At 63.8% G+C, this 26,520-nt stretch carries 29 protein-coding genes and 1 riboswitch; of the genes, 17 read left to right on the forward strand and 12 right to left on the reverse strand.

Annotated features, from left to right (window positions below; all coding sequences use genetic code 11):
* Window positions 1–28 precede the first annotated feature (28 nt).
* A complete protein-coding gene (locus P6U23_RS33335) occupies window positions 29–1,699 on the forward strand; it encodes an aminotransferase class III-fold pyridoxal phosphate-dependent enzyme (RefSeq protein WP_407176572.1) in 1,671 nt (556 codons plus the stop codon).
* A 276-nt stretch (window positions 1,700–1,975) separates the two neighbouring features.
* Here the strand turns inward: P6U23_RS33335 and P6U23_RS33340 are convergent, their stop codons facing one another.
* From P6U23_RS33340 to attM, 4 genes are all read right to left on the reverse strand, one after another.
* Window positions 1,976–2,608, reverse strand: coding sequence for a hypothetical protein (locus tag P6U23_RS33340; RefSeq protein ID WP_407176573.1), 633 nt, complete (start codon window positions 2,606–2,608; stop codon window positions 1,976–1,978).
* A 183-nt stretch (window positions 2,609–2,791) separates the two neighbouring features.
* Entirely contained in the window at window positions 2,792–3,481 is a 690-nt protein-coding gene (locus P6U23_RS33345) for a class I SAM-dependent methyltransferase (protein ID WP_407176574.1), read from the reverse strand.
* A gap of 148 nt (window positions 3,482–3,629) precedes the next feature.
* Window positions 3,630–4,685: a glycosyltransferase family 4 protein gene (locus tag P6U23_RS33350; protein ID WP_407176575.1), complete on the reverse strand. Its 1,056-nt coding sequence runs from the start codon at window positions 4,683–4,685 to the stop codon at window positions 3,630–3,632.
* Between the two features lie 214 nt (window positions 4,686–4,899).
* Window positions 4,900–5,691 carry an N-acyl homoserine lactonase AttM gene (gene attM, locus P6U23_RS33355; protein WP_407176576.1) on the reverse strand — a complete coding sequence of 264 codons (792 nt, stop codon included), beginning with the start codon at window positions 5,689–5,691 and terminating at the stop codon, window positions 4,900–4,902.
* 219 nt (window positions 5,692–5,910) lie between these two features.
* On the opposite strand from attM, the gene P6U23_RS33360 reads away from it, so the two are divergent.
* From P6U23_RS33360 to P6U23_RS33370, 3 genes are all read left to right on the forward strand, one after another.
* The gene (locus P6U23_RS33360; RefSeq protein WP_407176577.1) at window positions 5,911–6,801 is read left to right on the forward strand and encodes a LysR family transcriptional regulator; all 891 of its coding nucleotides are present in this window, start codon (window positions 5,911–5,913) and stop codon (window positions 6,799–6,801) included.
* A 160-nt stretch (window positions 6,802–6,961) separates the two neighbouring features.
* Window positions 6,962–8,533, forward strand: coding sequence for a DUF4403 family protein (locus P6U23_RS33365; RefSeq protein ID WP_407176578.1), 1,572 nt, complete (start codon window positions 6,962–6,964; stop codon window positions 8,531–8,533).
* A gap of 316 nt (window positions 8,534–8,849) precedes the next feature.
* On the forward strand, window positions 8,850–10,061 hold the full coding sequence (locus P6U23_RS33370; protein ID WP_407181671.1) for an ABC transporter substrate-binding protein: 1,212 nt from the start codon (window positions 8,850–8,852) through the stop codon (window positions 10,059–10,061).
* Between the two features lie 121 nt (window positions 10,062–10,182).
* Here the strand turns inward: P6U23_RS33370 and P6U23_RS33375 are convergent, their stop codons facing one another.
* The 3 genes from P6U23_RS33375 to P6U23_RS33385 form a co-directional block, all read right to left on the reverse strand.
* Window positions 10,183–10,398, reverse strand: coding sequence for a dodecin family protein (locus P6U23_RS33375; RefSeq protein WP_024511100.1), 216 nt, complete (start codon window positions 10,396–10,398; stop codon window positions 10,183–10,185).
* 195 nt (window positions 10,399–10,593) lie between these two features.
* Window positions 10,594–11,088: a PRC-barrel domain-containing protein gene (locus P6U23_RS33380; RefSeq protein WP_407176579.1), complete on the reverse strand. Its 495-nt coding sequence runs from the start codon at window positions 11,086–11,088 to the stop codon at window positions 10,594–10,596.
* A gap of 200 nt (window positions 11,089–11,288) precedes the next feature.
* Window positions 11,289–11,867, reverse strand: a complete 579-nt coding sequence (locus P6U23_RS33385; RefSeq protein ID WP_407176580.1) for a hypothetical protein — start codon at window positions 11,865–11,867, stop codon at window positions 11,289–11,291.
* A gap of 260 nt (window positions 11,868–12,127) precedes the next feature.
* On the opposite strand from P6U23_RS33385, the gene P6U23_RS33390 reads away from it, so the two are divergent.
* Together P6U23_RS33390 and P6U23_RS33395 are read left to right on the forward strand one after the other, a co-directional pair.
* Window positions 12,128–12,868: a response regulator gene (locus P6U23_RS33390; RefSeq protein WP_407176581.1), complete on the forward strand. Its 741-nt coding sequence runs from the start codon at window positions 12,128–12,130 to the stop codon at window positions 12,866–12,868.
* Between the two features lies 1 nt (window position 12,869).
* A complete protein-coding gene (locus tag P6U23_RS33395) occupies window positions 12,870–14,219 on the forward strand; it encodes an ATP-binding protein (protein WP_407176582.1) in 1,350 nt (449 codons plus the stop codon).
* Between the two features lie 13 nt (window positions 14,220–14,232).
* Here the strand turns inward: P6U23_RS33395 and P6U23_RS33400 are convergent, their stop codons facing one another.
* Both P6U23_RS33400 and P6U23_RS33405 read right to left on the reverse strand, forming a co-directional pair.
* The gene (locus P6U23_RS33400; protein WP_407176583.1) at window positions 14,233–14,433 is read right to left on the reverse strand and encodes a hypothetical protein; all 201 of its coding nucleotides are present in this window, start codon (window positions 14,431–14,433) and stop codon (window positions 14,233–14,235) included.
* 217 nt (window positions 14,434–14,650) lie between these two features.
* The gene (locus tag P6U23_RS33405; RefSeq protein ID WP_407176584.1) at window positions 14,651–16,141 is read right to left on the reverse strand and encodes a hypothetical protein; all 1,491 of its coding nucleotides are present in this window, start codon (window positions 16,139–16,141) and stop codon (window positions 14,651–14,653) included.
* Between the two features lie 198 nt (window positions 16,142–16,339).
* Here P6U23_RS33405 and P6U23_RS33410 point away from each other — a divergent pair, with 198 nt between their 5' ends.
* From P6U23_RS33410 to P6U23_RS33440, 7 genes are all read left to right on the forward strand, one after another.
* Complete coding sequence (locus tag P6U23_RS33410) at window positions 16,340–16,837, forward strand: lytic transglycosylase domain-containing protein (RefSeq protein WP_407176585.1); 498 nt, start codon at window positions 16,340–16,342, stop codon at window positions 16,835–16,837.
* A gap of 26 nt (window positions 16,838–16,863) precedes the next feature.
* Window positions 16,864–17,004, forward strand: a riboswitch (TPP riboswitch).
* On the forward strand, window positions 16,992–18,008 hold the full coding sequence (locus P6U23_RS33415; RefSeq protein WP_407176586.1) for an FAD-dependent oxidoreductase: 1,017 nt from the start codon (window positions 16,992–16,994) through the stop codon (window positions 18,006–18,008). It overlaps the preceding riboswitch by 13 nt.
* Entirely contained in the window at window positions 17,999–18,196 is a 198-nt protein-coding gene (gene thiS / locus P6U23_RS33420; protein ID WP_407176587.1) for a sulfur carrier protein ThiS, read from the forward strand. Before P6U23_RS33415 ends, thiS begins: the two co-directional genes overlap by 10 nt.
* Before the next feature lie 170 nt (window positions 18,197–18,366).
* Complete coding sequence (locus tag P6U23_RS33425) at window positions 18,367–19,149, forward strand: thiazole synthase (RefSeq protein ID WP_407181672.1); 783 nt, start codon at window positions 18,367–18,369, stop codon at window positions 19,147–19,149.
* Window positions 19,136–19,744, forward strand: a complete 609-nt coding sequence (locus P6U23_RS33430; RefSeq protein WP_407176588.1) for a thiamine phosphate synthase — start codon at window positions 19,136–19,138, stop codon at window positions 19,742–19,744. The genes P6U23_RS33425 and P6U23_RS33430 overlap by 14 nt, the downstream gene beginning before the upstream one ends.
* Before the next feature lie 231 nt (window positions 19,745–19,975).
* Entirely contained in the window at window positions 19,976–21,841 is a 1,866-nt protein-coding gene (gene thiC / locus P6U23_RS33435) for a phosphomethylpyrimidine synthase ThiC (protein ID WP_407176589.1), read from the forward strand.
* Between the two features lie 4 nt (window positions 21,842–21,845).
* Entirely contained in the window at window positions 21,846–22,364 is a 519-nt protein-coding gene (locus P6U23_RS33440) for a mismatch-specific DNA-glycosylase (RefSeq protein WP_407176590.1), read from the forward strand.
* A 90-nt stretch (window positions 22,365–22,454) separates the two neighbouring features.
* On the opposite strand, the gene P6U23_RS33445 is transcribed toward P6U23_RS33440, so the two are convergent.
* Window positions 22,455–22,886 (reverse strand): hypothetical protein, encoded by a 432-nt coding sequence (locus P6U23_RS33445; protein WP_407176591.1) that lies wholly within the window; start codon window positions 22,884–22,886, stop codon window positions 22,455–22,457.
* Window positions 22,887–23,071: 185 nt separating this feature from the next.
* Between P6U23_RS33445 and P6U23_RS33450 the strand changes: the two genes are divergently transcribed.
* Together P6U23_RS33450 and P6U23_RS33455 are read left to right on the forward strand one after the other, a co-directional pair.
* Complete coding sequence (locus P6U23_RS33450) at window positions 23,072–23,458, forward strand: RidA family protein (RefSeq protein ID WP_407176592.1); 387 nt, start codon at window positions 23,072–23,074, stop codon at window positions 23,456–23,458.
* A 9-nt stretch (window positions 23,459–23,467) separates the two neighbouring features.
* Window positions 23,468–24,160 carry a glutathione S-transferase C-terminal domain-containing protein gene (locus P6U23_RS33455; RefSeq protein WP_407176593.1) on the forward strand — a complete coding sequence of 231 codons (693 nt, stop codon included), beginning with the start codon at window positions 23,468–23,470 and terminating at the stop codon, window positions 24,158–24,160.
* 47 nt (window positions 24,161–24,207) lie between these two features.
* Here P6U23_RS33455 and P6U23_RS33460 read toward each other — a convergent pair whose 3' ends face one another.
* Window positions 24,208–24,693, reverse strand: coding sequence for a J domain-containing protein (locus P6U23_RS33460; RefSeq protein WP_407176594.1), 486 nt, complete (start codon window positions 24,691–24,693; stop codon window positions 24,208–24,210).
* A gap of 101 nt (window positions 24,694–24,794) precedes the next feature.
* On the opposite strand from P6U23_RS33460, the gene P6U23_RS33465 reads away from it, so the two are divergent.
* A complete protein-coding gene (locus tag P6U23_RS33465) occupies window positions 24,795–25,562 on the forward strand; it encodes an SDR family NAD(P)-dependent oxidoreductase (protein ID WP_407176595.1) in 768 nt (255 codons plus the stop codon).
* 9 nt (window positions 25,563–25,571) lie between these two features.
* Here the strand turns inward: P6U23_RS33465 and P6U23_RS33470 are convergent, their stop codons facing one another.
* Window positions 25,572–25,817 (reverse strand): hypothetical protein, encoded by a 246-nt coding sequence (locus tag P6U23_RS33470; protein WP_407176596.1) that lies wholly within the window; start codon window positions 25,815–25,817, stop codon window positions 25,572–25,574.
* Between the two features lie 151 nt (window positions 25,818–25,968).
* Between P6U23_RS33470 and P6U23_RS33475 the strand changes: the two genes are divergently transcribed.
* Window positions 25,969–26,496, forward strand: a complete 528-nt coding sequence (locus tag P6U23_RS33475; protein WP_407176597.1) for a collagen-like protein — start codon at window positions 25,969–25,971, stop codon at window positions 26,494–26,496.
* Window positions 26,497–26,520 lie beyond the last annotated feature (24 nt).

Genomic DNA, 26,520 nt, shown 5'->3' on the forward strand with positions numbered 1-26,520 from the left:
GTCAGCAGGACTGGTTAGCGCTTAACGTATGGATACGCAGCTTCCGATTCTCTCGTTCGCCGGCGGTGCGGTCGCCCTGACCGCCACCGCCGCCGTCGCCCCCAAGGTCAAGGCGCGGATCGCGCTGTCGCGCGCCAAGCACCGCTCGCTTACCGGACATTCGAAGATGTCGAAACTGGTGGCGCGCCTGATCCCGCACTACGAGTTCGATATCAACGACTTTTTCCGCTCCGACGGAGCGCCGGCGGAGGTGGCCACCAAACGCCAGGACGGCTTCTTCCGGCTGGCCGAACTTTACAAGCAGCGCTTTGCGCAATCGCGGCAGATGACGGCGGAGGCGGCGGGGCGGATTTCCGACCTGCAGTTCACGCAGGCCTATCGCGTGCCGTTCCAGTACAGCCGCCTGGTGCGGGAGCATCTTTCCGCCGGCACGTTCATGCAGGCTTCCTCCGGCGTGACGCTGACTGATCTCGACGGCAACGTCTTTTACGACCTCGCCGGCTCCTACGGCGTCAACATCTTCGGCTACGACTTCTACAAGGAGTGCATCGAGAACGGCGAGAAGCGCGCGCACGCGCTTGGGCCCGTGCTCGGCTTGTATCACCCGGTCGTCGCCGAGAATGTGCGGCGGCTCTGCGAGATCTCGGGGCTGGACGAAGTCTCCTTCCACATGTCCGGCACCGAAGCGGTGATGCAGGCGGTGCGGCTCGCGCGCTATCACACCCGCCGCACCCATCTGGTCCGCTTCGCCGGCGCCTATCACGGCTGGTGGGGCGACGTGCAGCCGGGCGTCGGCAACCCGGTCTCGCCGCACGAGACCTATACGCTCGCCGACATGTCCGAACGAACGCTGCATGTGCTCAGGACCCGCCGCGACATCGCCTGCGTGCTGGTCAACCCGCTGCAGGCGCTGCATCCGAACGCCAATGCGCCGAGCGACGGCTCTCTCGTCGACAGCTCCCGCAAGGGCGGCGTCGACCGCGCCGCCTATGGCGAATGGTTGAAGAAGCTGCGCGAGGTCTGCACCGAGCGCAACATCGTCCTCATTTTTGACGAGGTCTTCGTCGGCTTTCGGCTCGCCCCCGGCGGCGCCCAGGACTATTTCGGCGTGCGCGCCGACATGGTCACCTATGGGAAGAGCCTTGCCGGCGGACTGCCGATCGGCGTGGTCTGCGGCAAGAGAGAACTGATGCGGCGCTTTCGCGACGACCGGCCGGCCGACGTCTGCTTCGCCCGCGGCACCTTCAACTCGCATCCTTACGTGATGACGGCAATGGACGAATTCCTGAGCCGCCTTGCGAGCGAGAATTTCCGTGCGGTGTACAACGGGCTTGACGAGATCTGGAACGGCCGCGCACGGCAACTCAACGAGGCGCTCGCGGCGCAGAAGCTTCCGGTGCGTGTCGCCAATCTCTCCTCGATTTGGACCGTCACTTACACCGAACCCTCCCGCTACAACTGGATGCTGCAATATTATCTCCGTGCCGAAGGCCTGGCGTTGAGCTGGGTCGGCACCGGGCGCTTCATCTTCAGCCTGAATTACACCGACGCCGATTTCGCCGAGGTGATGCAGCGTTTTGTCAGCGCCGCTTCCAAGATGCAGCAGGACGGCTGGTGGTGGCATGATGCCGCGCTCACCAATAAGCGCATCCGGCGGCAGATCCTGCGGGAAATGATCGGCAGCAGGTTTGCGCGGTAAGCGCTGCCGTAGCTTCATCAACAAGGTTGGCTCTTCGTCTGCCCCCGCGGCCGGCTTCGCTCCTTTTTGCACCGTCATTCCGGGCGCTCGCGAGCAGCGAGCGAACCCGGAATCTCGAGATTCCGGGTTCGCGCTCCGCGCGCGAGCGCCCGGAATGACGGGCGCTCATCTGGCATGATCGCTGCAAAAACGTGGATGACCGGGACCCGCCGCTAAGGCTTCGGCGGGCACGCAAGCCCGGCCATGACGTGCCGTGAGTGTCCTCGAACCCAATCGTCAGGCCGGCTTCTCTTCCAGGCCATGCTCGATGATGTCGAGACCCGGGTCGATCAGCTCGCCGCGCAGCAGCGCGAGCGGGGCCTTGTGATACAGCACGAAGTCATTGAAGGGATCGGTGATGATCTTGGTCATCCAGACCAGGCCCGTCTCAACGTCACGGATGAAGAACAAATGTACGGTGCGGAACAACAGGCCGCCGATGCCCACCACCAGCCAGATTTTCGCGACCTGGCGAACGAAATCGGCGGGCGTTGCCCAGGGGGTGAAAAGGCCGAACAGGGTGGGATCGAAATACAGCACGACCGGTGAAGCCGCCCAGATTGCCATCAGCACCACCTTGCGGCGGAGATTGTAGCCGACCTTGATCTCTTCCTTGTGCTCGTGGGTCGCCTGGTTGATGTGGTCGTAGCCGCGCGGCTCGAAGAAGAAATGGCCCGCCTGGCGCGAGGTCATCGAGACCAGCCAGCCGATCAGCGCCGACATCAGGGGATCGAAATACAGCATCACATAACCGATCATGAAACTGATGGCACTGACGAAGTGCAGGCTCTGGTTGATCCGGCTGTGATGATAGTAACGATGGTCATCCCAGCGCTGGATGCGAAGCTGCTCCAGGAAATTCTTGATCATTTCTTGCCCCTAAGAGTGAGTCGCAAGTGGTTGTACAGGGATTCGATGTAGCGCGTGTGACATCATCATGATGACATATGACATCACGCAACTGACGCAGTGACAGGGATTGCTGGAAAGCGATGGCGTCGGGTCGAGACCGGCTATCGCGCTTTGCGGGTGCTTTGCTTGGGGACCCGCGGCTCAAGCGGCCGCGGCGACTTCCAATTTGCGGAAGCGAACCAGCGAGAAATGGCCGAGCGGCGGAATGAGCCTGCGCTCCACCAATTCCATGCCTTTGGCGCCCGCCAGCCACTTGGTGTAGCGCGACCATGCGAACTCGGCGGTGCGGAAGCCGAGCCGGCGTACCACCGGCTGCAAGCGCTGCTCGATGAAACGGCGCATGCCGGCATCGGCGCTGACCCGGGTCAGAATGATCAGCTCGCCGCCCGGACGCAGCACGCGCGCGAATTCATCAAGCGCCGCTTCCGGGTTCGGCACCGCGGTGACGACATATTGCGCCATCACAACGTCGAACGAATTGTCGGCGAATTCAAGCTTCTCGGCATCCATCACCGCAAGCCCCTCGACATTCTTCAGACGCTGCTCGGTGACGCGCTTCTTCGCTTTCTTGAGCATCTCTTCCGAGATGTCGGTGCCGAAGATGCGGACATGCGGCGCGTAGAGCGGCAGCGAGATGCCGGTGCCGACGCCGACCTCGAGCACGCGACCGCCGATCTTGTTGGTGGCCTCGATCGCCGCATCGCGCCCCTTGCTGAAGACACCGCCGAACACGAGGTCATAAATGGGAGCCCAGCGGTCGTAGGCGTGCTCGACCATCTCGCGGTCGAAGTCGAGTTGCCTGGTGCCGTCAAGCTTCATGGTTTCTGCCATCGTTCGTCTCGCTTACCTTTGTGATGGTGCTCTGAAGGTGAATGTTCCAGAGCGGAATGCCGCTCCTTCGGATCGCCATTCCGCTCTATTTTTGCCTTGAGCATGATCTTCTCGGAAAACCGGCCTCCACTTTTCCGGATCATGCTCCTCAGCCGCGGACCGGGCTGCGGCTGGCCGCGACCCGGCTCGGCCGCGGCGCACGGCTTACCTGCAACGCGCTCAAGTTACCGATGAACTGTCTGGCACTGTTTTCCCAGGAGCGCTCGAGCGCGAAAGCGCGGCAGGCTTCGCGCGACATCGAGAGCGCGCGCAAGCACGCGCTGCGCAGATCGTTGTCCAGCGCGCCGATCGGATGGTCCGATATCACGTCCTTCGGACCGGTCACCGGAAAGGCTGCTACCGGCGTGCCGCAGGCAAGCGACTCCAGTTGCACGACCCCAAAGGTGTCGGTGAGGCTCGGAAACACGAACACGTCGGCGGCCGCCATATGCGCGGTGAGATCCTTGCCGGTCTTTTCACCCAAGAAGTGCGCGTCGGGAAAGCGGCGCTCCAGCTCGGCCTTTTGCGGGCCATCGCCCACCACGACTTTCGAGCCCGGCAGATCCAGCGACAGGAACGCCTCGAGATTCTTTTCCACGGCGACACGGCCGACCGTCATGAAGATCGGCCGCGGCAAGTCCAGCTTGGCGGGATCGTTCGGATTGAACAGGTCGGTATCGACGCCGCGCGTCCAGAAGCCGAGCCTCTTGAAACCGCGCTCCGACAGCTCCTGCTTCAGCGACGGCGTCGCGACCATGGTCATCGCCCCGGCATTGTGGAAGTAGCGCAGCACCGCGTAACCAGCGCTCGCGGGAATGCCGGTTCGGACCGAAATATATTCGGGGAAGCGCGTGGTATAGGAGGTGGTGAAGGCAAGCCCGTTGCGACGACAGTAGCCGCGCACCGACCAGCCGATCGGCCCTTCGGTCGCGATATGGATCGCCTCCGGTGCGGCGGCCTCGATCCGCCTCGCGATCTCGCCCCGGTTCGGCAAGGCGATCCGCAAGCTCTGATAGGTCGGAACGGCCATCGACGGGAAGCCATCGGGCGTCAAGAATTCGATGTCGGCCCCAAGCTTCGCGGCGGCGCGTGACAGCGACGTCAGGGTGCGGACCACGCCATTGACCTGCGGATGCCAGGCATCGGTCGCAATTAAAATCCGCATCAGGGAAAGCCTCGAGAGTTGGAATGATTCTCGCTTCCCGAGTGTTGGTCTATGGATATTTCAAACGTGTGACGTCATGCAAATGTTGAAGACTCTTTTTGCGACTCCCCGCGCCGTCCTTGTCGCGAAACCGTCATGAAGCAAGTGCCAACGGCCCGCGGACCATCGGCACTCATGTGTCATCCGCCTGCATCCGCTCCTGATAGTCCAGAACTCAATCATAATACGCCGGAGCGAGTTTGAAGCCGGGCCAGGCGTCCGGGTCGTGACCTGTCACCACGCTCGCGCCCGTCCGTTCCGCCAGAGCGCGCAGCTTCCGAACGGACCGCACCGTGTCCACCGCGGAGGCCATCAGGCTAGGCAGCGCCTTTTCATTCCAATGGTCCGAGGTGTAGACGGCATCGACGGCGAGCAAGATTGGCCCGCTGTTGCGCAACGTGACCAGAAAGGACTGATGTCCGACCGAGTGCCCGGGCGTAAACACCATCCGCAGCGTACCATCGCCGTAGAGGTCATAGCCGTCAGCCGCCTCGCCCTCCAAGAACTGCCACTTCAGGCCCGGCCGATCGAAATCCTTGCGGGCATAGGCGCCGGACGCAAACCAGTCCGGCGCGAAGGCATACTCGTATTCGCGCCGCTGCACGACGTGCGTGGCGTGGGGGAAGCGGCCGATCGCACCGGTGTGATCCGAATGCAGATGCGAGAGCACCACGAAACGTATGTCCTCGGCCGCGAGGCCAAGCGCTGCGAGCTGGACGACGCAGCCTTGGTCTTCGCGCATCACCGGTCGGAAGGTATCGACCGCGTCGCCCCAATAGCCGCGTGGATCGGCCAAGCCTTCAGCCGCGAGCCCGCCGTCGAGAACCACGTTGCCCTTCGGATGAACTAGAACGAACCACGGGACCGGTATCTCGTAATCGGTCCCGATGCCCTGGTTCATCTTGATGTCGTGCACCTTGCATTTCTGCGTGCCGGATTGAAGCATATAGAGCCGGATGTCGTTCATGCACCTTCTCGCCGTCGAGGCGGGCAAAGCCGCCGATATCTCCGCGCCGTCGCGGAAGCGGGCAGCGAACTGGCCGTGCCCGACGCCTGTTTCGGCGATCCGCCGCGCCGCCGGTAGACCGAATCGTCAGATTACATTTATCGGCTGAGCCGATATGTTGCGTGGATGGACTTGTTGGTGGCAATGCGCGTTTATGTCAGGGTCGTGGAGCGGGGCAGCATGTCCGCGGCAGCCCGCGACCTCGGCATCGGCCAGCCAGCGGTGAGCGAGCGCATCGAGCGGCTGGAGACTCATCTGGGCACACGCCTGCTGCGTCGGAACACGCGGAAGATTTCGCTCACCGACGCCGGAGCGGCCTTCTATCACCGCAGCAAGCATGCGCTGGAAGCGGCTGACGATGCGGTGGCAGCCGTCGCCCAGGACGCGGCGACCCACGACAAACCCATGCGCGGAAAAATCCGTATCGCCGCGCCGCACGGCGTGGGTGAGATGGTCTTGCCCCCAATTCTGCTCCGCCTGCGGGATCGTCATCCGCATCTGGAAATCGACCTCGTGCTCAATGATCGCATTGTTGATCCGGTGACCGAAGGCGTCGATATCTCGCTACGGCTCGGGGATTGCGGCGAAGGCAGCTTCGCGGCGCGCCGACTTGGTCACGTACGCCGTGTGCTGGTGGCAGCGCCGAACTATCTCGCGCGACGCGGCAGGCCGACGAAACCGGCCGAACTGATCGATCATCCTTTCGTCCGCGTGACCGGCCTGTTCAACAACGGACAGCTCCCGCTGGTCTCCAGCGGCCGGCAGACCACGCTGGCTCCGATCCACATCGCCTTGAGCTTGAGTCACTGGCGGCCCGTACACGCGCTCCTGTTGGGCGGAGCCGGTATCGGCGTTTTGCAGGAGCCTGTCTGCACTGAAGATCTCGCCAGCGGCCGCCTGACACAGGTTCTGCCCGGATTTGCCGTGCCGGGCTTTGATCTGCACGCGCTTTACCCGGCGGCAAGGTCCATTGCGCCAAGGATCCGGAGGGTCCTATCGCTGCTGCAAGAGCATTTGCCGGCGATTCTGCGCCGGCCAGTTCCCGTCGATGCGCGCGGCAAAGCGAGCTGAATCGCTTCGTGCGCACATTAAATTCTCTAAAGGTGATCCAAAGCGGCTCCGACGGCCTCGCCGGGGCCGCTTTCGTTTGGGTAAATCGGTTCGGGCGCCGGTCTGGCGCGGGCTCACCCGGCCCTGTAAAAGTTCCAGCTCGATTCCTTTCGGGGGGACAATGCGTCTGGACAAAAGGCTCAAAGCGATCGGGCTCGCATTCGGCGTGATCGTGCTGTCGTTCCTGGTGAGCCTGAAGCTGATGGACTGGCTGGCGCCAGGCGGCGCGGTGAAAGCTCCCGCCATCGCCGAGCCGGCGCCGCTGCCACCGGTGTCGCGCAGCTCCTTCGTCGTTGCGCCGGTGACGATCACGCTCGCCGCCATTCGCGATGCCGCCGAGCGCGGCACGCAGAAGAATTTCGCCGGCAAGGCCGACAATCCATTGGTGGCGCAGGTGCTGCAGAATGCCGAGGTCGGCTGGACCGCCTCGCGCGGACCGATCGCCGCGAGCGGCGGCCAGGACATGCTGTCGCTCTCGACCCCGCTCACCGGAAAGCTGAACGTCACCGGCGCGCTGTCATCGAAGGCGACCGGCGCGATCACCGATGCGATCGGCGGACTGCTGGGGGCCAACGCGGCAAAACAACTCGGCAGCGTCAACATCAAGGCGATCAACGCCAGCGCCGAGATCAAGGGCAACGTCACCATCACCGCGCGGCCGAAGTTCGCCGCGGCCTGGCACCTGGAGCCGAATTTCGGCGCCCAGGTTTCGCTCGGCGACACCGACCTGTCGCTCGCGGGCGCACATGTCAATGTGCCGGCGCAGGTCAAACCCTTCATCGACAAGTCTGTCGGCGAGCAGCTCGAGGCGGTGAGCGCGAGGATTCGCAACGATCCCACGCTCGAGAAGAACGCGCGCGTGCAATGGGCCAAGGCCTGCCGCTCGCTGCCGCTGCAAGGCGCGGGCGCGACGGCGGCGATGCCGGCGCTGTGGCTGGAAATGCGCCCGACCCGCGCGATCGCGGCACAGCCGCAGATCGATGCCTCCGCCTTGACCCTGACGCTGGGGATCGAGGCGGAGACGCGGATCACGCCGACGCCGACCAAGCCCGACTGTCCCTTCCCCGACAAGATCACCATCGTGCCGCCGACCCCGGGTGGCTTGAGCATCGGCGTGCCCATCGACCTGCCTTTCACCGAGATCAACAAGATCGTCGAGACGCAATTTGCCGGCAAAACCTTTCCGGAGGACGGCTCGGGCCCGGTCGACGTCACCGTCAAGCACGCGACGGTCGCACCGTCCGGCGATCGGCTTTTGATCTCGCTTGTGGTGCACGCGAAGGAGAAGAAGAGCTTCTTCGGGTTCGGCACCGACGCGACCGTGCACATCTGGGGCCGGCCCGTGCTGGACGGGGCACAGCAGACACTGCACTTCACCGACATCCAGCTTGCCGTCGAATCGGAAGCGGCCTTCGGTCTGCTCGGGGCCGCGGCCCGCGCAGTGATGCCGCGGCTGCAGCAGGCGCTGTACGAAAGGTCGATCGTCGACCTGAAGCCGTTCGCTGCCAATGCCAAGCAGAAGATCGCGGAAGCGATCGCAGATCTTCAGAAGAGCGACGATGGGGTGCGAGTGGAAAGCAAGATCAATGATCTCAGGCTCGCCGACATCGCCTTTGATGCCAAGACGCTGCGCGTGATCGCGCAGGCGGAAGGCTCGATCAACGTTTATGTGACCAAGCTGCCGGGGTTGTAAGGGATCTTCGTCCTCTCCTTGTTCTTCACGCGGAGAGGGTCGGGGGCTGTCTTCGCGACCGCAACTTGTGGAGAGCCCCTTCGCCGGCCGCGCGGAGCCTGTCATCGGGCCGCGCTTCGCGCGGACCCGCTGACGCGTCGGCTCTCCCCGCGAGCGGGGCGAGGTAAGTCAGGCATACGCGAGCAGGATCCGCCCGCCTTTTTGTTCACCGTTCGCGTTGAATTTCCTCGCCTTTGGCTTTGCGTGGCGGGACGGATGTGGCAAGTAGCGCCCGTCCTTAAGCCCCTAAACAACAACACAAGTAGGGAGAACAATGATGAAGCGACTTGCCTCAGCCCTCGCGACGGGATTTGCTTTCGCGGCGCTGACCGTCCCCACCCATGCACAAACCATCTCGGATGACGTGGTCAAGATCGGCGTGCTCACGGACATGTCGAGCCTCTATGCCGATGCGACCGGCAAGGGCTCGGTGGCCGCGGTCCAGATGGCGGTTGCCGATTACGGCAGCAAGGTCAAAGGCAAGCCCGTGGAGGTGGTCTATGCCGACCACCAGAACAAGCCCGACGTCGGCGTTTCCATCGCGCGCAACTGGTACGACAATGAAAAGGTGGACGCCATCTTCGACGTGCCGACCTCATCGGTGGCGCTGCCGATCTCGGCGCTGACCCGGGAGAAGAACAAGATCCACATCAATTCCGGCGGCGGCAGCTCCGATCTGACCGGCTCGGCCTGCTCCCCCAACACGGTGCACTGGACCTACGACACCTACGCGCTGTCGAATGTCGCCGGCAGGGCGATGGTCAAGCGCGGCGAGGACACCTGGTTCTTCCTCACCGCCGACTACGCTTTCGGCCAGGCGCTGGAGCGTGATGCGGCGAACGTGGTCAAGGAAAGCGGCGGCAAGGTGCTCGGCGACGTCCGCCATCCCCTCAACAATTCCGACTTCTCCTCCTTCCTGCTGCAGGCCCAGGCCTCGAAAGCCAAGGTGGTTGCGCTCGCCAATGCCGGCGGCGACACCACCAACGCGCTGAAGCAGGCGGCCGAATTCGGCATCACGCCGGCGCAGAAGATGATCGCGCTCTTGATGGAGATCACCGACGTGCATGCGCTCGGCATCAAGGCGACGCAGGGGCTGATCGTGACCGACGCCTTCTACTGGGACAAGGACGACGAGACGCGCGCCTTCTCAAAGCGCTTCTACGACAAGGTCGGACACATGCCGACCATGATCCAGGCCGGTCTCTATTCGGCGACGATGCACTATTTGAAGGCGATCGACGCCATCGGCACCGATGAAGCCCCGAAGGTGATGGCGCAGATGCGCGCGATGCCGATCAACGACTTCTTTGCGAAGAACGGCAAGATCCGCATCGACGGCCGCATGGTCCACGATATGAATCTGTTCGAGGTCAAGAAGCCGGAGGAGTCCAAGGGCGAGTGGGACCTCTACAAGCTGATCACGACCGTCCCCGGCGACGAGGCGTTCCGTCCGCTGGACAAGGGCGGCTGCCCGCTGGTGAAGGGCTGACCGTCCTTGCGAGCGCAACGATCCGTACGGTGGGCAAAGGCGCTTCGGGCGCCGTGCCCACCGTGTGCGTCGCCACTCGCCGCGGTGGGCACGTTTCGCTTTGCCCACCCTACAAACTAGATCACGTACCCTCGAACTTGAACGAAAGGTTGAGCTTGGAGCGATAGGCTTCGACCTTTCCCGTGGCATCCAACTGCAAATCGAGTTCGACAACTTCCGCGACGCGAAGGTCACGAAGAGATTTTGAGGCTTGCTCGACCGCGTTTGCGGCCGCCCTCTCCCAGGATTCCTTGCTGGTACCGATCACTTCGATGACTTTGTAGACGCTATCGGTCATGCCGTCCTCCCGTCCGCTGTGAAGCAACAGGGAGCAGGGTGCTCCCTGCCAACGCAAGGCTAACACCGCCAGAACCGCGCCGAAAGGCTGCGGCGCATCGGGTGCATTGGCGATGGCGCGAACGAAAGGACGACGAAGCACAACAAAACGCGCCCGGCCGGATCGGGCGCGCTGTGTTTGAGATGGACGACCACCCTATTCGTTGTATTTGAACTCCGTCATCTTGTTTAGATCGTCCTTGCTCGCATTGAAGACGGCGTGGTCCGGATACCAGGGATTGGATTTGGACGCATTGGCCGACGATGGCGAGCCGTTCGCAGAGCCGGTGGTCGTGGTTGAAGGCGGGCGGTTGCCGGGCGGGCTCGTGTTCGACGCGGTGGCGGACGAAACCGGCTGGTCCGAGAACTTCATCTTATCAAAGGACACGGCGACGAGGCGCTCGCCCACGCCGAGGAAGCCGCCGACACCGATCACGGCCGCCTTGATCGAGCCGCCCTTGTCCATCAAAAGATCGTTGATCGCGCCGATCTTCTCATTGTTGTCATTGTAGACGCTGAGACCCACCACCTTCGACGCGCGCCAGGTGCCGTGGAGATCAGACTGCGAAATCGCTGTGGGCGGCTCTGCGAACGCGGCGGTCGCCAGCAGCGCCGACCCGACCACGCCGGCGGTGATATATTTCAGTAGCATCTCTTCTCTCCCTCATTAGACAAAAGGTGGAGAAGAAACCCCGATTGCCGATGCGCGGTTCCGGCGGCGATTGTCGAATTCCAAGTTGCACAGCGGCAAAGCGAGTTCCGCTGCAGTGCCGGCTTGCAGGTTCCGCCGAACAGCGACGGCCATCTTCCGTCGCTGAAGGATGGCCGTCGAAGCATGATCACTCCGCGAGCTCAGGTGCGGTAGTCGACAAGAACCGCCGACAGTGAGGAGCTGCCGTCGGATGTGCTGGTGGCACCGCTGGCGTTGTAGGTCGTCGAAGAAGCGGCGGAGCTGGAGAGCGAAGACTGCAGCAACTGCAGGAATTGCTGCAGCAACTCGGCCGTGGTGGTGTCCGAAGAGTCACTTGTGCTGCCGCTCGATGATGAACTGGTGGACGATGAGCTGGTGGCGCTCGTGGTGCTGCCGTCATCGCTTGTAGGAGGCGGCGCGCCGGCGCCATTGCCGAAGGCTGCCTTGAACACGCCTTTCAGTTCGCTCGCCTGATCGCTGGTCAGCTTGCCCGAGGACACTTCGTTCTGGATCAGATCGTCGATCTTGGTCTGCAGGTCGCCTGGAGCGGATGTGGTCGAGCCGCTCTGGCTGCCGCTGCCCGCCTGCAGCTCGGAATCGATGTCCTTCAGCGCCGAGGACAGCGCCGAAGCATCCGACGAGCTGACGGTGCCGTCCGCGACTTCGGACTGCAATTCCGCCTCGAGCTTTTGCAGAGGCGATTGATAGGCGGTGCTGGAAAGCGAAGAGATCGTGGTCATGGGGCGGCTCCAATGTCTTCAATTAAAGCGCGATGAGGTCGAGTTGAATCGGCATCGCGCGTTAGCTCTTTGATTGAGCATGATCTTTTCGGAAAACCGCTACACACTTTTCCGGATCATGCTCTAGGACGCGCCGACCCTGAATTAACCATATTAACGGGGCCTTGTCGCATGTTGCCGGCCGTTGCGGCGGCTCCGGTAGAAATGTTCAGAAACAAAAAACTTTCCCCAAACCGGCCGAATCACCGACAAAAGTCAGTATGGTCAGCCCATCGCCCAACATTCTCGTCGTCGAAGACGACCGCGAAACGCGCGCGCTGATTGCGAAATATCTGCGCACCAATGCCTGCAACGTCGCCACGGCCGCCGACGGCCGGGAAATGGCACGCGCCATGACCGATCATCGCGTCGACCTTCTGATCCTCGACGTGATGCTGCCGGGCGAGGATGGGCTGAGCCTCTGCCGCAAGGTGCGCGCGGAATCGAGTGTTCCCATCATCATGCTGACCGCGCGCGGCGAGGACGTCGACCGCATCGTCGGCCTCGAGATGGGGGCCGACGATTACATGCCGAAGCCGTTCAACCCGCGCGAACTTCTCGCACGCATCAAGGCCGTGCTGCGCCGTGAGGCGGCGGCCCGCAACGCCTGCGCCGTCGAAGGCGCGACCGCTCTGTCGTTTCAGGGCTGGCATATCGATTTCCGCCTCCGCGAATTGCGCAATCCGGCGGGCGCGCGGGTGGCGATGACCAGCGCCGAATTCGACCTGCTGCGCACCTTTTGCGAGCGGCCGGGCCGCGTGCTGTCGCGCGACAGCCTGCTCGATCTGACGCAGGGCCGCAGCGCAGGCTCGTTCGAGCGCAGCATCGACGTGCTGGTCAGCCGCATCCGCCGCAAGATCGAGCCGGATCCGCAGGAGGCGACGCTGATCAAGACCGTGCGTTCCGGGGGTTACATCTTCACGCCCCGGGTCGAAGCGGTCGCATCGGCTCCGAACCTCTGACATGACGCCGTTCGGGTTTCTGAATCTCAGGGCCATCGGCGGACAGCTCGCGGCGCTGGTGATCGTCTCGATCCTCGTGCTGCACCTGATCATCACCGCGATCTTCCTTGCGCATCGGCTGGACGACTCCCACCCTCAGCCCTGGCACCTGCACAGTCGCTTCGCGGCGGCGGCCCAATTGCTCGGCGCAGCTCCGGCATCGGAGCGCCCACGTTTGCTCGCAGACGCCGAGAAGGCGTTTCCGCAACTCTCCTTCGAAAAATTGGCGCCCGCCTCGGTACCCGCAACGGGCCAAGCCGAAGATCGCGCGCTGCACCACCTGCTGCATCTGCCGACGGAGTATCGCGTCGTCAGACTGTCGACGGGCAACGATTCGCAAAGACTCGCCGTCGTCCTGCCCGACGGTGAAGTCGTTGCGGCAACTGTTCCGCAGGCGATGCGACCCGGACCGTTCTGGGGCAGCCCGCTGATGAACACGCTGATGTTCGCGGTCATCTGCGTCACCCTGCTCGGCCTGTGGGCGGCGCGGGCGCTGGCGAGGCCGCTGTCCTCTTTCGCCAAGGCCGCCGAAAGCTTCAGCTTGGATGGCACTTCCGCAGCCCTGCCCGAACGCGGGCCCGAGGAGATCCGCGCCGTGGCCAAGGCGCTGAACCGAATGCGACAGCGGATCACCGGATTGATGGACGATCGCACCCGGATGCTCGCGGCGATCAGCCATGATTTGCGCACGCCGCTGACGCGGATGCGCCTGCGCACCGAATTCATCGAGGACGACATCAGCCGCAGCCGCATGCAGGCTGATCTCGACCAGATGCTGTCGATGCTGGAGTCCGTGCTCTCGTTCCTGCGCAACGACCGCAGGCTCGAATCCTTTACGCTGGTCGATATCGCGAGCACGCTGCAGCTCGTGAGCGATCAATTCTCCGACATGGGCCGTCGCGTGAGCTATGTCGGCCCCGATCATGCGATGGCGATGGGGCGGCCGGACGATTTGCGTCGCGGGGTGACCAATCTCGTCGAGAACGCGGTGCGGTTCGGCGCCGAGGTCACGATCCGCCTGACGCTGTCTGCCGACAGCATGACCATCGATGTCGCCGACGACGGTCCGGGCATTTCCGACGCCAACAAGGCCTCGATGCTGGAACCCTTCGTGCGCGGCGATGACGCTCGCAACATGGATGACGAAGGTACGGGCTTCGGGCTTGGCTTGTCGATCGCGCGCGCCATCGCGCTCGCCCATGGCGGCGAACTGTCGTTACACGACCGCACGCCGCAGGGGCTTATCGTGCGCATGGAGATGCCGCTGCGCGCCATGGCGTCGCGGGCGCAGAGCGAACGCAGCGTGGCGTGAGCGCGCTTTCCGCTTAGGCGGCGATCGGCCGCTGGTGGGCGCCAGCGTCTTCGAAAACTGCGATCGCCTCGAAACGGTAGTCGCAGGCGCGGCAATGCCAGAGATAGATGGTGCGATCCGCTTCTTCCTCGACCCATTCAGGAGCGGCAATCGGTTGGCCGCATTGGGCGCAAGGATTTTGCTTGGGCAAGTAACGAAGGCCTGATCGGGTCATGGCACTTCCTCCCTTCGGGGCGTTTCTTGTTTTGCAAGCAATGGGGCAAGATCGCTGTCGGAAATCATCCAGCAGATCGCCGTGGATTGCTCCCAACAGCCCTGTGGATATCTCCAATAGCAATGCATGGTCGTCGCGGCAAGTGTCCTTGCAATGCGCAATGCGAGAAGAGCTCGAAGAAGTTCCAGGTCGCTTGGATTCGGACTCGATGGCGCGGTCAATTCGCGTGCGGATCGATCGCCGGCTCGCGCGTATGCGTGGCGCCCGCCTTGCGCAGGTGGATGGTGGCGATGTCGTCCGAATAGATTTTTTGCCAACCGTCCATGTGGTCAAGCAGTTTTGTCGCCGCGCTTTGCGTGCGCATGAGCGTGGCCTGGATCTCGTACTGATCGAGCAGACGGAACAGATTATCCGGTTCCATCAATCCCGACGCCGCGTTGTGATCGACGAAGAATTTTTCGCCATAGAGTTCGGTGCGGCCATCGATGAACGTTGGAACATCGCGATAGATCAGATAGCCGCCGAAATCGTAATCGTTGAGCACGCGCGCCAGGTTGAGCTTCTTCAGCTCGGTCACCGCGGCGACCGGCGCGCCGCGCATGTTCGGTTCGAAGCGATGCACCGCGGCGTAGGCGAAGGTCCCCGCGGCCATCGCAACTGCAAGGCCTGCGATCAGGGTGCCGCGCGGAAATGCCGCGGCTGTGTCCCGCGCCTCCGCACCGCCAATCTGCCTCGCCAGCGGGGCCGCGAGGATGAGCGGCGCAACCAGCGCCAGGATTTCGGCGGCCCGCCCTTGCGCGAGCGCCATGTGCAACAATCCGAGCAGGATGACGATGCGCATCAGCGGCAGCGTCACGCCCCGGTAAAGAGCAAGGCCGATGCCGAGCAAGAGACAAATCTCCAACGGGCCGAGATGGCCGAAATCGGCCGGCTTCCACTCCATGATCAGCGGAAGCGCGCCGCCGAGCGCCAGAATCTTCTGCGAGGCGAGCAGCGAATCCCAGCCATAGGGCGTGCAGCACGCGGCGACGAGCGCCCCCAATCCGAACATGGCCCAGCGCAAGAGGAGCGATTTGCGTTCGGCCTTCGCCGCGCTCACGACCGCATCGAGCGCAATCGGGGCGACGATCATCACGCCGAACACGAAGCCGCCATGCAGGTTAGCCCATAGCGCCATCAGCGGCAGCAGCCAAAACGACGGCGCCTCGTGACGGTCAGCGGCCGCGACCAGTCCGGCGATCCACGCCACCATCACCGGCATCGCCAGCACATGCGGCCGCGCAAACAGATGCGGCGCCGTGAGCGCCGGCGCGGCGGCGACAAACACGAGCGTGGTGCTGTCGCTCAAATCCCGGCTCAACGATCGCGCAAACAGCGCAAACGTCACCGCGATCGCGAAGGCGGCAACGACCACCGGCCCGGTCCAGCCGGCAAGCGCGAAGGCCTTGGCGTAGATCACTTGCGCAAGCCACTGGGTCGAAATCCAAGGCTCGCCGCGCATTGTGAAGGAATACACGTCGACCTGCGGCACGGCGCGGTGATCGATGATCCACTGCCCGATCGTGACCTGCCACAGCGTATCGGGGTCGATCAGCAGCCGATTTCCGGCGGCCAAGAACAGCACGTAGATGAAAAGCAATACCCATAGCGGCAACGGCCCGCGCAAGCCGCGGGCGCCCTCATCGGCGTGGGAGACTGAAATCGTCATGAGCGGGCTGGTCGAGGCGCTGTTTCCGCCGCGATCAAAGCATGCGAGGCATAATTCCGGGTAAACCGGGTCTGCAGATCCGGACCATGATCTCGCGATCCCGCCCGGTTTTTGCCACATTCTTGCCCTGCTGCCGGGGAACAGGGTAGGCAAAAGGTTAAGACGCGCCGAACGCCAAACCTGACGAGCCCATTCCGCATGAAACGTGCACTTCCGCTGAGCTCCCTCGCAGTCGCCGCTGTGCTCGCGGGCCCGGCGATCGCGCAAGCCGGACAACCCGAATATGCCGCGATGGTCGCCGCCCATGCGCAAGCCGAGGGCGTGCCGGAAGCGCTGGTCCACCGGGTGATCATGCGCGAGAGCCGCTATCAGCCGCAGCTCGTCGGACGCGGCGGCACCATCGGACTGATGCAGATCAAGCTCGCGACCGCCCGCAGCATGGGCTACACCGGCGACGCCGCAGGCCTGCGCGATCCCGAAACCAACCTCACCTATGCCGTCAAATATCTCGCCGGCGCCTATCGCGCGGCGAATGGCGACCATACGCGTGCCATCCGTTACTATGCGGCCGGTTATTACGGTGTCGCCAAGCAGCAGCGGCCGCACGCCCCGCTGCAGCTTATTGCACCGCAATATCGGGTCGCCGCCAGCGTGATTGACGCGCGCGCCCAAGTTTCGCGCCACAGGCAGCGTTGACACGCCCGCCCATCCGCTTACATTAGCGCCGTTCCGAGGGGAGCTCCGAGGAGGAGCTGAGAAACCGCACGCTTGAGGCCAGGCTTCCGAGCAGGCCGAAAGACCGCGGTGACCCTTTGAACCTGATCCGGGTCATGCCGGCGAAGGGACAGGGATGCAGCAGACCAAAAGACCGCGGACGGAATCGTCCGTCTCCATCATCGGCGCAGGCATTGCCGGCGCCTGGCAGGCACTCTTGTTTGCCCAGGCCGGCCACGACGTCACGCTGCACGAGCGCAGCGACGCGAGCCTGATGCTCTCCACCAGTCACTGGGCCGGCGGCATGCTCGCCCCCTATTGCGAGGCCGAGGCCGCCGAGCCCATCATCAGCCGCTTGGGCCTGCGCGCGCTCGATCTGTGGCGGCGCGAATTGCCCGACACGCCCTTCAACGGTTCGCTGGTGGTGGCGCATCCGCGCGATCGCAGCGACTTCGAACGTTTTGCCAAGCTGACCGAGGGCCATCGGCGGCTGGATGCCAAAGGCCTTGGCGAGCTCGAGCCCTCGCTCGACGGCCGTTTCCGAGAAGGCCTGTTCTTTCCCACGGAAGGCCATGTCGAACCGCGCCGCGTGCTGCCCAAGCTGCACGAGCGCATCATCGCCGCCGGCGGCACCATCAAATTCAACAGCGACGTTTCCGCCGACGAGGTCGACGGCATCGTGATCGATTGCCGCGGATTGGCGGCGCGTGACGAGCAGGGCGAGCTGCGCGGCGTCAAGGGCGAATTGATCCTGATCGAAACGGATGAGGTGACGCTGTCGCGCCCGGTGCGGCTGATCCATCCGCGCTGGCCGCTTTACGTGATCCCGCGCGAGGATCACCTGTTCATGCTGGGCGCGACCTCGATCGAGGCGGAAGATACCGGCGTCAGCGTGCGTTCGGCGCTGGAGCTGTTGAGCGCGGCCTATACTGTGCATCCGGCTTTTGGCGAGGCGCGCATCATCGAATTCGGCTCGGGCTTGAGGCCCGCCTTTCCCGACAATCTGCCGCGCATCGCCATCGGCCGCAACAACCGCATTCAGGTGAACGGGCTTTACCGTCACGGATTCCTGATCGCGCCGGCGCTGGCCGAACTGACGCTGAGCTTTGTCGAGCGTGGCCAGATCGACAATGAGGTGATGCGATGCGCGTGACCGTCAATGGCGAGCAACGCGAGATCGCGTCGAACAGCGTCGCCGCCCTGCTCCGCGAGCTGGACTACGAAGGCACGCATTTTGCAATCGCGCTGAACTACGACGTCGTGCCGAAGAGCCGCTGGTCGGAAACGCTGCTCACCGCCGGCGACGAGATCGAGATCATCACGCCGCGGCAAGGAGGATGAAATGAGCACTCCTGCAGTAACACCTCCGCTGTCGTCCTGGCGAAAGCCAGGACCCGTAACCACCGGCTTGCGTTGTGCACGGTCGCTGTCACGTCACGGTGCCCGACCGAAACATTCCGCGGTGTGGGTCCCGGCTTTCGCCGGGACGACGAGCTATGCGAGCTGATGCGATGGTGAACTTCTACGGCAAAGACTTCAATTCCCGTCTCCTGATCGGCAGCGCGCTGTACCCCTCGCCCTCGATCATGCAGAGCGCGATCCGCGCATCCGGCGCGGAGATCGTCACCGTGTCGCTGCGGCGGGAATCCGCCGGCGGCAAGACCGGCGATTCCTTCTGGAAGCTGATCCGCGAGCTCGACGTGACCGTGCTGCCGAATACCGCCGGCTGCCGCACCGTGCGCGAGGCGGTGACCACGGCGAGGCTCGCGCGCGAATTGTTCGCGACCTCCTGGATCAAGCTCGAGGTGATCGCCGACAACGACACGCTGCAGCCCGACGTGGTCGGCCTGGTCGAGGCGGCGACCATCCTGATCAAGGACGGCTTTGACGTCTTCCCCTACTGCACCGAGGACCTTTCGGTGGCGACGCGCCTGGTCGATGCCGGGTGCAAGGTCGTGATGCCCTGGGCGGCGCCGATCGGCAGCGCCAAGGGCATCATCAACCGCGACGCCTTGAGGCTGCTGCGCGACCGCCTGCCCGACATCACGCTGGTGGTCGATGCGGGCTTGGGCGCGCCCTCGCATGCGGCGCAGGCGCTCGAACTCGGTTACGACGCCGTGCTGCTCAACACCGCGATCGCCAAAGCCAAAGACCCCGTTGCCATGGCCAACGCCTTCCGCCTCGGCGTCGAGGCCGGCCGCACGGCCTATGAATCCGGGCTGATGGACGCGCGCGACTTCGCCTCTCCCTCCACTCCAGTCGTTGGGACCCCGTTCTGGCATGCCGTATCCTGATCGCTTCTATCCCGTGGTCGACAGCGTCGCCTGGGTCGCGCGGCTGGCGAGGCTCGGCGTCGGCACGGTGCAGCTCCGCGCGAAAAATCTTGGCGATGCCGATGCACTCGCGATCGTGCGCGAGGCACTCGCGGCGACGAAGGGCACGGGCACAAAACTCGTGGTCAATGATTACTGGCGCGCGGCCATCGATGCGAATGCGACGCATCTGCATTTGGGGCAGGAAGATCTGGCCGACGCCGATCTCAAGGCGATCCGCGATGCGGGACTGACGCTCGGCATCTCCACCCATGATGACGAAGAGCTCGCCACCGCGCTGGGCGCCAAGCCGGATTACGTTGCGCTCGGCCCGATCTTCTTCACCACGTTGAAGTCGATGCGCTTCGCGCCGCAGGGCATTGCAAAGATCACCGAATGGAAGCGGCGCGTCGGCTCTATCCCGCTGGTCGCGATCGGCGGCATCAAGCTCGAGCACGCCGCGGAGATCTTTGCCGCCGGCGCCGATTCCATCGCCGTCGTTTCCGACGTCACCCAGAACGCCGACCCGGACGCGCGCGTGCGCGCCTGGCTCGCGCAGACGATGGAGGCGGCGTGATGCGGACATCCAGTTCTCACCGCTGTCATTGCGGGCGCAAGCGAAGCAATCCAGAGCCTCACGCGCGGCTCTGGATTGCTTCGTCGCTAACGCTCCTCGCAACGACGGAATCCAGCAGCGTCATTCCGGGGCGCAAGCGCGAACCCGGAATCTCGCGCCACAACCTCGAGGTTCCGGATCGGTCCGCATGCCGCGGCCCGTCCGGAACGACGCTATAACAAGGAGGAATCCATGAACATCCGCCCCAATCCGGACACCACCGTGCCCGCCGTAACCACCGGACCATTGCCCTCCTCGCGCAAGATCTTTGCAACGCCCGATGCCGCGCCCGATGTTCGTGTGCCGCTGCGGGAGATCATCTTGAGCGAAGGTGCCGGCGAGCCGAACCTGCCGGTCTATGACACCTCCGGTCCCTATACCGACCCGAACGTCACGATCGACGTCAACGCCGGCCTGCCGCGCACGCGCCAGGCCTGGGTGCTCGAGCGTGGCGGCGTCGAGGAATATCAGGGGCGCGTGATCAAGCCGGAGGACAACGGCAACGTCTCCTCCGACAAGGCGGCGCGCGCCTTCTCCGCCTATCACAAGCCGCTGCGCGGCCTCGATGGCCACAAGGTGACCCAGCTCGAATACGCGCGCGCCGGCATCATCACCAAGGAGATGATCTATGTGGCCGAGCGCGAGAACCTCGGCCGCAAGCAGCAGCTCGAACGCGCGGAAGCGGCGCTTGCCGACGGCGAGAGCTTTGGCGCCGCGGTGCCGGCCTTCATCACGCCGGAGTTCGTGCGCAGCGAGATCGCGCGGGGACGGGCGATCATTCCGTCCAACATCAATCACGCCGAACTCGAGCCGATGATCATCGGCCGCAACTTCCTCACCAAGATCAACGCCAATATCGGCAACTCCGCGGTGACGTCGTCAGTGGAGGAAGAGGTCGACAAGATGGTGTGGGCGATCCGCTGGGGCGCCGATACCGTGATGGACCTCTCCACCGGCCGCAACATTCACACCACGCGCGAATGGATCCTGCGCAACTCGCCGGTGCCGATCGGCACCGTGCCGATCTACCAGGCGCTGGAGAAGGTGAACGGCGATCCCGTCAAGCTCGACTGGGAGGTCTACAAGGACACGCTGATCGAGCAATGCGAACAGGGCGTCGACTATTTCACCATCCATGCCGGCGTGCGCCTGCCCTATATCCATCTCACCGCCAACCGCGTCACCGGCATCGTCTCGCGCGGCGGCTCGATCATGGCCAAGTGGTGCCTCGCCCATCACAAGGAGAGCTTCCTTTACACGCATTTCGAGGACATCTGCGATCTCATGCGCAAGTATGACGTCTCGTTCTCGCTCGGCGACGGCCTGCGCCCGGGCTCGATCGCCGACGCCAACGACCGCGCGCAATTCGCGGAGCTGGAGACGCTGGGCGAATTGACCAAGATCGCCTGGGACAAGGGCTGCCAGGTCATGATCGAGGGCCCGGGCCACATCCCGATGCACAAGATCAAGATCAACATGGACAAGCAGCTCAAGGAGTGCGGCGAGGCGCCGTTCTATACGCTGGGGCCGCTGACCACCGACATCGCGCCGGGCTATGACCACATCACCTCTGGGATTGGTGCGGCCATGATCGGCTGGTTCGGCTGCGCTATGCTCTGCTATGTCACGCCGAAGGAGCATCTGGGGCTGCCCGACCGCAACGACGTCAAGACCGGCGTCATCACCTACAAGATCGCGGCGCACGCCGCCGATCTCGCCAAGGGCCACCCGGCCGCGCAGCTCCGCGACGACGCGCTCTCGCGCGCCCGTTTCGATTTCCGCTGGGTCGACCAGTTCAACCTCGGCCTCGATCCCGACACGGCTCGCCTGTTCCACGACGTGACGCTGCCGAAGGAAGCGCACAAGGTCGCGCATTTCTGCTCGATGTGCGGCCCGAAATTCTGTTCGATGAAGATCACGCAGGACGTGCGCGATTATGCGGCGACGCTGAACGATAAAGAGCAGGGCATGGCGCAGATGAGCGCCAAGTTCAAGGAGATGGGCGGCAATGTCTATCTCGATGCGGACAAGGTGAAGGAGAGCAATCAGGCGTTGTGAGGGAGTGTCTGACAAATCGACAGACCGACTTCCTGATCAACTTCGGGACGATCTTCGATTGGTCTTCGTGGGCACGGCGGCGAGCAGAATGTCAGCCGCCGTGGGTCATTACTACGCGCATCCCGGCAATCGCTTCTGGCGGACCATCCATGAGGTCGGCCTCACGCCGCGCCTGTACGAGCCGCGCGAGTTTCCATCCCTGTTGAACCTGGGCATCGGATTCACCGATCTCTGCAAATCAGGTGCAGGGATGGATTGTGAAATCGTTGATCATCCGATTGACGTGGCGGGCTTCAAGTCGAAGATCCGAAGGTTTCGGCCGCGGACGATTGCATTCACGAGCAAGAAGGCGGCGAGTTTCTTTTACGCGAAGCCAACAACCGCGATCGCGCTTGGACGCCAACGCTCCGAGCCGGACTTCGCCGAGGTATTCGTGTTGTCGTCGCCCTCAGGCGCTGCCTCGGGCCATTGGACGATCGAGCCCTGGCAAGACCTCGCGGATTGGATCAGGAGAGGAGCGTAGGTGGCTCGAGCAGAACGAAGCCCACCGCATCATCACCGCGGCGGAAGTGGTGGGTTACGCTTCGCTAGTCTAACCCACCCTACTCCATCGCTACTTCAACGTAATCGCAAGACCACTCAAATCCGCATTCGCCATCAGCCCGACCTGCTGTCCCGACAATTCCAGCACCGCGCCCTTCTGGTTGGTCAGCACGATCGCGCGGGCGCCGGCGCCGACCGCTAGGCCCGCGCCGGCCGCGCCGTAGACGCCGGCGACGTCGGAGGGGCTATTGATGTTGCGCACCCGGCCGCGCAGGATTGTCTTCGAGCCGCCGAACACCAGGCCGTAGTCCAACCCGCCGGTGGTGAGCGGGTATTTGCGGCCGTGGAAGTTCAGCACGCCGTGGCCGCCGGATCCGCCGATGATCCAGCCGCCCTTGTAGATGACGAGCGAGACGGTACCCTCGTCCGCATGAGCGGTGGAGAGACCGGCGAACGCTGCGAGCGCGATGAGCGCGCCGCGAATGGCGGATGACATTGTCATAGGCGCAATCTCCGGGAAGACGTTGCGAGCGGATGGAACGGAGCAGATCGAATCAGCCCGTTCGAATCTAGCGCATGGCCGGGGCGGGCAAAATGCATTCCCGCTGGCCTAAACCGCCCGAACGGCGCAATATCTCCGCCTCGCGCCCGTGCCGCGCGCCTCCCTCGCGACCCCCGGAGGTCTTCATGTCCAAGATCCAGCATTTCGCTGCCCCGCCCGGCATCAAAGCCCCGCCGCTCTCCTTCGCCACCCGCGTCGGCGACCTGCTTTTCATCTCGGGCATTCCGGGCTTTGACGAGCACGGCGCGCTGCCGGATACTTTCGAGGCGCAATTCGGTAACGTCGCGAAGAACATCAGGCGCGTGCTGGATGAGGCCGGCGCGACGTTTCGCGATCTCGTCAAGGTCAATGTGCTCCTGACCCGCGCGTCCGACGTCGCGGCGATGAATGCGCTCTATGCCGGCGCGTTCGGGCCTGCGCCCTACCCCGCCCGCACCACCTGCGTGGTGCACGCGCTGCCTGACCCTAAAATGCTGATCGAGATCGAGGGCTTGGCATCGCTTGTGAAGTGAGTGATCAGGATGCTGACGCTCTACTCCTATCCCCCGCTGTTCGGCGTCGCCGACAACAACGGCTACGGCTTGAAGGTCTTTGCCTTCCTCAAGCTGGCGGGCGTACCCTTCCGGCACGAACACATCTTCGACGCCGCGAAAGCGCCGCGCAGCCAGCTTCCCTATATCGTCGACGGCGCCGATATCGTGGGCGACAGCGACACCATTCTCACCTTCGTCACGGAAAAATACCGCGTGACGATCGATGCGGCGCTGACGCCACCACAGCGCACGACCAATCTGCTGGTCACCCGTATGCTCGACGACCTCTACTGGGTGATGTCGTATTCGCGCTGGAAGGACGAACGCTATTGGCCCGCCTTTCGCGACGCGCTGCTACGCGAGCACCCGAGCCTGACGGCGGAAGGCCTCGCCAACGCGCAGGCGTTCAACGCGCAGCGCTATTACTATCAGGGCATCGGCCGCTACCAGCCCGATGCCGCCATGGCGCGCGGCCTCGCCGATCTCGCGGCACTGGCCGAACTGATGCCGCAGCGGGGATTTCTGCATGGCGCAAAACCCACCAGCATCGATGCCGGCATCTACGGGTTCATCGCCAACATCTATTACTATGACATCGATACGCCACTGAAGCAGTTCGTCGCTGCGCACGACAATATCGTCCGGCACTGCCGCGCGATCCATGCCGCGGTGCGTCGTTGACATCCGGCCGGCCCTGCTGGGGTCGGCAAGACGGCTGGCGGCCGAGGTCAATCCCTGTGGTTTCCGCGATGCATCAACATCTCCTGCGCCGCGATCAGTTCGAGAAAGGCCTGCTCGGTGCCGCCGACATCGGGATGCACCGACTTTGCGGCGCGGCGGAAAGCGCGACGGATATCGGTCACCGCGAGCTGCTTGCCGAGCGGCAGGTCCAGCAATTTGCGGGCGCGCTCCTCGGCGGTGAGCGACTTCGGCGCGGCGCGGCGCATGCCGAACCGCGGCGCCGTCAACCCTTGCAGGACATCGATGATGATACAGAGCCGCCGCTTGGCGCCGAGGCTGACGCTGTCCTCGGCGGCGCCCTGCGCAGCGTTGCGCAGGATCGGAATCGCCTGGGTTGCCGCCTGCCTTAAGATCACGTCGGGACTGCGGCCGGCGATCTCGACCGCAAGCCGCGCCGCTTCCGGCCAATCGATATTCGTCGCTGAAAGCAGGCGCTCCAGCGACATTCTCCAGGATTTGAACTCTTCAAGCATGACACCGCCACGGTGCCACAAGAAGGTGAATGCATGCCATTTTCGGCCATTCAAATTTGAATTAGCTTACCTGCAAAACTGAAAGACCGGGAGGAAACCGCATGCCGCTTCTTGAGAATCATCTTGCCGTCATCACCGGTGCCGCATCGGGCATTGGCCGCGCCATCGCCACCGGCTTTGCCCGCGAGGGCGCGCGCGTGGTGCTGCTGGACATCAACGAACAGGGTGCCGCGGAAGCCGCCAGGGAGATCCGCGAGGCCGGCGGCAAGGCAGAGAGTTTTGGCCTTGACGTGACGCTGCGTGAGGATTGCAGGGCAGTGGCGAAGACGATCGCCGACCGGGTCGGGCAGGTCTCCGTGCTCGTCAACAATGCCGGCATCAATCGCCGCAACGCCTTCACCGCCGAAGCGGACGCCGTGATCAAGGACTGGCAGGACATCATGGCGATCAATCTGAACGGCGTATTCAACGTTACGCATGCATTCCTCGAGCCGCTCCGTGCCAGCAAAGGCCGCATCGTCAACATCGCCTCGATCCAGTCCTTCGTGCATGTGCGCACGCCGAATTCGCCGGCCTATACGGCGTCCAAGCACGGGGTGCTCGGCTTTACGCGCGCCCTCGCCGCCGAACTCGGCAAGCACGGTGTGCGCGTGAATGCGATCGGCCCCGGCCTGATAGAGACGCCGCTCAACGAGCATGTGCGTAACACCAATCCGCAGCTCGTGCAGATCTTCCTCGATCACACGCCGCTCGGGCGCGCAGGCAAACCGGAGGACATCGTGGGGCCGGCGATCTTTCTCGCCTCGGACCTATCGTCCTATGTCACCGGATCGATCGTGATGGCGGATGGCGGATATCGCGCGATTTGAGCCGCCACCTCAATCCGCGCCGCGCAGTCGGGCTCGCAACCAGGCGCCGCACATCACCGCAAGCGCGATTGCGCCGACCCAGCCGCTCGCGAGTTCGATCGCGCGCAGCACGAAAGCGGTCAGCACAGTCCAGGATGACTGCGGCTCCTCGGCGTAGCCGACCGGCACCACATCCGGAACGACCATGCGCGCCGCGACGAAGGCCGCCGCGCAGATGGCGGCGGCAAGCCAGACCATTTTCCATCCCGCGCGCATCGCCTCGCTCCCTCCACCTGCCTTATTGATGACATGCGCGGCGACGCTGTCGATTGATGTTGATCAATCCCGCAAAGCGGCGGCGCCGCAATTGATGCTCCGCGCGCACGTCTGCTAAGATTCACCATTTCAAAACGTGGAGGAGTGGCGCGTGGCGGACAATTCGGCCCCTCGACAAGGACGACAGGGTCCGCCCGGACCGCGTGGCAAGCCCGGCGAACCAGGGCGCGCCGGCCCGCAAGGCCATCCCGGACGGCGCGGTCCCGACGGCGCGCGCGGCAAGCCAGGGCCGCAGGGCAAACCGGGGCCACAAGGCAAACCGGGTCCGCAAGGCAAAGCGGGCGAACCGGGTCCGCGCGGCGAGCCTGGGCCGCAAGGCAAGCCGGGTCCGCAAGGAGCGCCCGGTCCACGCGGCGAGGCCGGACCGCCCGGTCAATTGCCGTCGATCGAGCAGGTGCTACCGTGGCTGCATCTGATCTTCGAGGCCTGGGAAGATTATCGAAAAAAACGCGAGCAGGAGGCCGCCGAACGCGAGCTGCTCGAAGCGCAGGAGCGCGAAGCCATGCGCGTGTTCGAGAGCGTGGACATGCTCGACGAGCTCCATAACGACGATGCTGATCACGACGGCGATCGCAAGAAGAAGAAAAAGAAGAAGCGTAAGAACAAGAAGGACAAATAGGCGCGCGTGACTGCTCTCTCCATC

Source organism: Bradyrhizobium sp. STM 3562 (assembly GCF_045571435.1).
Taxonomy (GTDB): Bacteria; Pseudomonadota; Alphaproteobacteria; order Rhizobiales; family Xanthobacteraceae; genus Bradyrhizobium.

Excerpts from the sequence above, each read along its gene's own strand:
- P6U23_RS33335 (WP_407176572.1), top strand. The coding sequence starts at position 29 with ATGGATACGCAGCTTCCGATTCTCTCGTTCGCCGGCGGTGCGGTCGCC.
- P6U23_RS33340 (WP_407176573.1), bottom strand. The coding sequence starts at position 2,608 with ATGATCAAGAATTTCCTGGAGCAGCTTCGCATCCAGCGCTGGGATGAC.
- P6U23_RS33345 (WP_407176574.1), bottom strand. The coding sequence starts at position 3,481 with ATGGCAGAAACCATGAAGCTTGACGGCACCAGGCAACTCGACTTCGAC.
- P6U23_RS33350 (WP_407176575.1), bottom strand. The coding sequence starts at position 4,685 with ATGCGGATTTTAATTGCGACCGATGCCTGGCATCCGCAGGTCAATGGC.
- attM (WP_407176576.1), bottom strand. The coding sequence starts at position 5,691 with ATGAACGACATCCGGCTCTATATGCTTCAATCCGGCACGCAGAAATGC.
- P6U23_RS33360 (WP_407176577.1), top strand. The coding sequence starts at position 5,911 with ATGTCCGCGGCAGCCCGCGACCTCGGCATCGGCCAGCCAGCGGTGAGC.
- P6U23_RS33365 (WP_407176578.1), top strand. The coding sequence starts at position 6,962 with ATGCGTCTGGACAAAAGGCTCAAAGCGATCGGGCTCGCATTCGGCGTG.
- P6U23_RS33370 (WP_407181671.1), top strand. The coding sequence starts at position 8,850 with ATGAAGCGACTTGCCTCAGCCCTCGCGACGGGATTTGCTTTCGCGGCG.
- P6U23_RS33375 (WP_024511100.1), bottom strand. The coding sequence starts at position 10,398 with ATGACCGATAGCGTCTACAAAGTCATCGAAGTGATCGGTACCAGCAAG.
- P6U23_RS33380 (WP_407176579.1), bottom strand. The coding sequence starts at position 11,088 with ATGCTACTGAAATATATCACCGCCGGCGTGGTCGGGTCGGCGCTGCTG.
- P6U23_RS33385 (WP_407176580.1), bottom strand. The coding sequence starts at position 11,867 with ATGACCACGATCTCTTCGCTTTCCAGCACCGCCTATCAATCGCCTCTG.
- P6U23_RS33390 (WP_407176581.1), top strand. The coding sequence starts at position 12,128 with ATGGTCAGCCCATCGCCCAACATTCTCGTCGTCGAAGACGACCGCGAA.
- P6U23_RS33395 (WP_407176582.1), top strand. The coding sequence starts at position 12,870 with ATGACGCCGTTCGGGTTTCTGAATCTCAGGGCCATCGGCGGACAGCTC.
- P6U23_RS33400 (WP_407176583.1), bottom strand. The coding sequence starts at position 14,433 with ATGACCCGATCAGGCCTTCGTTACTTGCCCAAGCAAAATCCTTGCGCC.
- P6U23_RS33405 (WP_407176584.1), bottom strand. The coding sequence starts at position 16,141 with ATGACGATTTCAGTCTCCCACGCCGATGAGGGCGCCCGCGGCTTGCGC.
- P6U23_RS33410 (WP_407176585.1), top strand. The coding sequence starts at position 16,340 with ATGAAACGTGCACTTCCGCTGAGCTCCCTCGCAGTCGCCGCTGTGCTC.
- P6U23_RS33415 (WP_407176586.1), top strand. The coding sequence starts at position 16,992 with ATGCAGCAGACCAAAAGACCGCGGACGGAATCGTCCGTCTCCATCATC.
- thiS (WP_407176587.1), top strand. The coding sequence starts at position 17,999 with ATGCGCGTGACCGTCAATGGCGAGCAACGCGAGATCGCGTCGAACAGC.
- P6U23_RS33425 (WP_407181672.1), top strand. The coding sequence starts at position 18,367 with ATGGTGAACTTCTACGGCAAAGACTTCAATTCCCGTCTCCTGATCGGC.
- P6U23_RS33430 (WP_407176588.1), top strand. The coding sequence starts at position 19,136 with ATGCCGTATCCTGATCGCTTCTATCCCGTGGTCGACAGCGTCGCCTGG.
- thiC (WP_407176589.1), top strand. The coding sequence starts at position 19,976 with ATGAACATCCGCCCCAATCCGGACACCACCGTGCCCGCCGTAACCACC.
- P6U23_RS33445 (WP_407176591.1), bottom strand. The coding sequence starts at position 22,886 with ATGACAATGTCATCCGCCATTCGCGGCGCGCTCATCGCGCTCGCAGCG.
- P6U23_RS33450 (WP_407176592.1), top strand. The coding sequence starts at position 23,072 with ATGTCCAAGATCCAGCATTTCGCTGCCCCGCCCGGCATCAAAGCCCCG.
- P6U23_RS33455 (WP_407176593.1), top strand. The coding sequence starts at position 23,468 with ATGCTGACGCTCTACTCCTATCCCCCGCTGTTCGGCGTCGCCGACAAC.
- P6U23_RS33460 (WP_407176594.1), bottom strand. The coding sequence starts at position 24,693 with ATGCTTGAAGAGTTCAAATCCTGGAGAATGTCGCTGGAGCGCCTGCTT.
- P6U23_RS33465 (WP_407176595.1), top strand. The coding sequence starts at position 24,795 with ATGCCGCTTCTTGAGAATCATCTTGCCGTCATCACCGGTGCCGCATCG.
- P6U23_RS33470 (WP_407176596.1), bottom strand. The coding sequence starts at position 25,817 with ATGCGCGCGGGATGGAAAATGGTCTGGCTTGCCGCCGCCATCTGCGCG.